This is a genomic window from Microbacterium sp. Kw_RZR3 (genome assembly GCF_029222405.1).
GTDB lineage: Bacteria > Actinomycetota > Actinomycetes > Actinomycetales > Microbacteriaceae > Microbacterium.
Genome location: NZ_JARHXC010000194.1, coordinates 1 through 4,631, shown reverse-complemented (window position 1 = coordinate 4,631; position 4,631 = coordinate 1). Strand labels below are relative to the sequence as shown.

Genomic DNA, 4,631 nt, shown 5'->3' with positions numbered 1-4,631 from the left:
CCCTAGAAACCGCCGATCTCGGGGCGGGCGCCTTCTTCGTTGTCAGATCCTCAGAACGGCAGAAGCGGATCCACGGCGATCGCGACGAACAGCAGCGTGAGATAGGTGATCGAAGCGTGGAACACGCGCATCGGCCGCGGCTCTCCACCGCGCACGGCGCGCGAGTACAGGCGGTGCGACTCGTAGATGAACCACCCGCCGAAGACGACCGCCGAGACCGTGTAGACGAGACCCATGGATGCCACGGGGATGAGCAGCAGCGAGCACGCCACGGTGGCCCACGCATACAGGATGACCTGGAGGCCCACCTGCGATCCACTACGGGTCGCGCCGAGCATCGGCACATCGACCTCGTCGTACTGGTCGGCGTACTTCATCGACAGCGGCCAGTAGTGCGGAGGCGTCCACAGGAACACGAGCGCGAAGAGGATGAACGGCGCCCAGGAAAGGGATCCGGTCACGGCCGACCAGCCGATGAGCACGGGGAAGCATCCGGCGATGCCGCCCCACACGATGTTCTGCTCGGTGCGGCGCTTGAGGATCATCGTGTAGATCACGACGTAGAAGAAGATGGCCGCGGCTGACAGACCCGCGGCGAGGGTGTTGGTGAACGCCCACAGCCACACGGTCGAGAACACCGCGAGAGTCCACGCGAAGGCGAGCGCTCCCCGCGGCGACACCTCGCCGGTGACCAGCGGCCGGTTCTCGGTGCGCTGCATGTGCGCGTCGATGTCGCGGTCGAGGTACATGTTGAACGCCGCGGCGGATCCGGCGCTCAGCGAACCGCCGATCACCGTGGCGAAGATCAGCCACAGGTTCGGCAGGCCGCCCTGCGCGAGGATCATGACCGGCACCGTCGTGACGAGCAGGAGCTCGAGCACACGCGGCTTCGTCAGAGCGACGTAAGCGCGAACGGTTCGTCCGACGGAGCGGCGATCGGTCGTCGCAATGACGTGCGACGTCGTCGAGATGTCCATCGTCCCCCGGGGTAGCGCGTATGAAACCTCCACGATTCTACGCCATGCCCACCACACGACCGGCCGCCTGTCGACCCCCGTCACGGACCGCAACGGTCGCGGTCGATCTCGCTATGCTGGCCGTGAACGCGCGCCCCGCGCCGACACCCCACCCCTCTCCCACTCCTACGGTGGTGAGTGCGGCGTCGGAAGTGATCCGGGCGCAAAGTATCGAGAAAGGCGACCCTGTTGTCGGACTTCGAATGGGACGAGATCGATCGGCGCGCGGTGGACACCGCTCGCATCCTCGCGGCGGATGCCGTTGAGAAGGTGGGCAACGGCCACCCGGGAACGGCGATGTCGCTCGCTCCCGCCGCGTACCTGCTGTACCAGCGCGTGATGCGGCATGACCCGGCCGACACGCACTGGCCGGGCCGCGACCGTTTCATCCTCTCGGCCGGTCACTCCTCGCTCACGCAGTACGTGCAGCTCTACCTCGGCGGTTTCGGCCTCGAGCTGAAGGACCTCGAGGCGCTGCGCACCTGGGGTTCGCTCACCCCCGGTCACCCCGAGTACGGCCACACCGACGGCGTCGAGATCACCACCGGACCGCTCGGCCAGGGTCTCGCCTCCTCGGTCGGCTTCGCCTACGCGGCGCGCTACGAGCGCGGCCTCCTCGACCCCGAGAGCCCCGCCGGCGAGAGCCCCTTCGACCACTACGTCTACGTCATCGCCGGTGACGGCGACCTCCAGGAGGGCGTGACCAGCGAGGCGTCCTCGCTGGCCGGCCACCAGGAACTCGGCAACCTCATCGCGATCTACGACTCCAACCAGATCTCGATCGAAGACGACACGAACGTCGCCTTCACCGAGGACGTGCAGAAGCGCTACGAGGCCTACGGCTGGCACGTCCAGACCGTCGACTGGAAGAAGACGGGTCAGTACGTCGAGGACGTCGCCGAGCTCTACTCCGCGATCGAAGCGGCCAAGGGCGAGACGAGCAAGCCGTCGCTCATCATCCTCAAGACGATCATCGGCTGGCCCTCCCCCGGCAAGCAGAACTCCGGCAAGATCCACGGCTCCGCCCTGGGTGCCGACGAACTCCGCGCGACCAAGGAGGTGCTCGGCTTCGACCCCGAGCAGAACTTCGCCGTCGCCGACGACGTCATCGCCCACACCCGCGAGCTCGTCGAGCGTGGCGAGGCCGAGAAGGCCGCCTGGCAGCAGAAGTTCGACGCGTGGGCCGCCGCCCACCCCGAGCGCAAGCAGCTCTGGGACCGCCTTCAGGCCCGCGAACTGCCCGCCGACATCGCCGACGCGCTTCCCGCCTTCGAAGCCGGCAAGGACGTGTCGACCCGCGCGGCCTCCGGCACCGTCATCAACGCGCTGGCCGCCGAGCTCCCCGAGCTCTGGGGCGGCTCGGCCGACCTCGCCGAGTCGAACCTGACGACGATCAAGGATGCCAAGTCCTTCATCCCGTCCGAGTGGTCGACGCACGAGTGGTCGGGCGACCCCTACGGTCGCGTGCTGCACTTCGGTATCCGCGAGCACGCGATGGGAGCCATCCTGAACGGCATCGTCCTGCACGGGCCCACCCGCCCGTTCGGCGGCACGTTCCTGATCTTCAGCGACTACATGCGCCCGCCGGTGCGTCTGGCCGCGCTGATGAACATCCCGACGATCTTCGTCTGGACGCACGACTCGGTCGCCCTCGGCGAGGATGGACCGACGCACCAGCCGATCGAGCAGCTCGCGACGCTCCGCGCGATCCCCAACTTCGCTCTCGTGCGTCCCGCAGACGCCAACGAGACGAGCATCGTGTGGCTCGAGATGCTCCGCCGCACCGCCGGCCCCGCCGGTATCGCCCTGACCCGCCAGAACATCCCGGTGTTCGCGCGCGGCGAGGGCGAGGCATCCGGTGACGAGTTCGCGTCGGCCGCGGGTGCGGTGAAGGGCGCCTACGTCCTGGCCGAGGCGGCGAACGGCGAGCCCGACGTCATCCTCATCGCCACCGGCTCCGAGGTGCAGCTCGCCGTCCAGGCGCGCGAGACGCTCGCCGCCGAGGGGGTCCACGCTCGCGTGGTGTCCGCTCCGTCGCTCGAGTGGTTCGCCGAGCAGGACGAGGCGTACCGCGAGTCGGTGCTCCCCTCCTCGGTCAAGGCGCGCGTGTCGGTCGAGGCCGGCTCCGCGCTCAGCTGGCACGGCATCGTCGGCGACGCCGGACGCTCGGTCGCGATCGAGCACTTCGGTGCCTCGGCCGACTACAAGACCCTTTTCCAGAAGTTCGGCATCACGGCTGAGGCCGTCGTCGAGGCCGCGCGCGACTCGCTCGCCGCCGCCAAGAAGTAATCAGAGGAGAACCACAACAATGAGCACTCCCACCGAAGACCTGTCCGCCGCGGGCGTCAGCATCTGGCTCGACGACCTCTCGCGTCAGCGCATCCAGTCCGGCAACCTCGCCGAGCTCATCCAGTCCCGCAACGTCGTCGGCGTGACGACCAACCCGACGATCTTCGCCGGTGCCCTCTCGAAGGGCGAGGCCTACGAGGGCCAGGTGAAAGAGCTCGCCGCTCAGGATGCCAGCGTCGACGAGGCGATCTTCTCGATCACCACCGATGATGTCCGCGACGCGTGCGACATCTTCCTCCCGGTCTTCGACGCCACCGACGGCGTCGACGGCCGCGTGTCGATCGAGGTCTCCCCCGACCTCGCGCACGACACCGAGGGCACCATCGCCCAGGCGAAGGACCTCTCGGCGCGGGTCGACCGCAAGAACGTCCTCATCAAGATCCCCGCGACCAAGGCGGGACTGCCGGCCATCACCGAGGTCATCGGTGCGGGCATCTCGGTCAACGTCACGTTGATCTTCAGCCTCGAGCGCTACGCCGAGGTCATCGACGCGTACCTCGCCGGTGTCGAGAAGGCGCAGGCCGCCGGTCACGACATCTCGACCCTGCAGTCGGTCGCCTCATTCTTCGTCTCGCGCGTCGACACCGAGATCGACAAGCGACTGGCCGCGATCGGCACCGACGAGGCCGCGGCGCTCAAGGGCAAGGCCGGCATCGCCAATGCCCGTCTCGCGTACGAGCTCTACGAGAAGAAGTTCGCCGAGGACCGCGCGAAGGCTCTTCTGGCCGCCGGTGCCACCGTCCAGCGCCCGCTCTGGGCCTCGACCGGTGTCAAGGACCCGGCCCTGCCCGACACGCTCTACGTGACCGAGCTGGTCGCTCCCGGCACCGTCAACACGATGCCCGAGAAGACGCTCGAGGCGACCTTCGACCACGGCGTCATCACCGGCGACACGGTCACCGGCGCTTACGTCGAGGCACATGAGGTCTTCGACCGTCTCGCTGCCGCGGGTGTCGACGTCGCCGACGCGACCCAGACGCTCGAGGACGAGGGCGTCGAGAAGTTCATCGCCTCGTGGCACGAGCTGCAGGACACCGTCAAGACCGCTCTCGACGCCGGAAGCGCCCAGGCCGCGCAGTGACGTTCGAGGTCAAGGTCACCGGCCACGTCAAGTCGGTCGTCGACGCCGAGCTCCCCGGTCTGGTCGGATCCCTCGTGGCCTCCGGCATCACCGCCGGAGACGCGAGCCTGTGGGGTCCGGCCGCCGAAGACGAGGCGTCTCGTCGGCTCGGGTGGGTGCAGGCGGTCTCCGTCTCGCGCCCGCTC

The 4,631-nt window shown here is 68.3% G+C and carries 3 protein-coding genes and 1 pseudogene; 3 read left to right on the top strand and 1 reads right to left on the bottom strand.

Annotation, left to right across the window (positions count from 1 at the left end; translation table 11 throughout):
* Window positions 1-50 precede the first annotated feature (50 nt).
* Window positions 51-977: a heme o synthase gene (locus P2P98_RS10265; protein ID WP_275799588.1), complete on the bottom strand. Its 927-nt coding sequence runs from the start codon at window positions 975-977 to the stop codon at window positions 51-53.
* A gap of 228 nt (window positions 978-1,205) precedes the next feature.
* On the opposite strand from P2P98_RS10265, the gene tkt reads away from it, so the two are divergent.
* The 3 genes and pseudogenes from tkt to P2P98_RS10250 form a co-directional block, all read left to right on the top strand.
* Window positions 1,206-3,305 (top strand): transketolase, encoded by a 2,100-nt coding sequence (tkt, locus tag P2P98_RS10260; RefSeq protein ID WP_275799586.1) that lies wholly within the window; start codon window positions 1,206-1,208, stop codon window positions 3,303-3,305.
* Between the two features lie 19 nt (window positions 3,306-3,324).
* Complete coding sequence (gene tal, locus P2P98_RS10255; protein ID WP_275799585.1) at window positions 3,325-4,446, top strand: transaldolase; 1,122 nt, start codon at window positions 3,325-3,327, stop codon at window positions 4,444-4,446.
* Window positions 4,443-4,631 (top strand): annotated as a pseudogene (locus P2P98_RS10250) (glucose-6-phosphate isomerase); the annotation flags it as partial. The gene tal and the pseudogene P2P98_RS10250, both read left to right, overlap by 4 nt.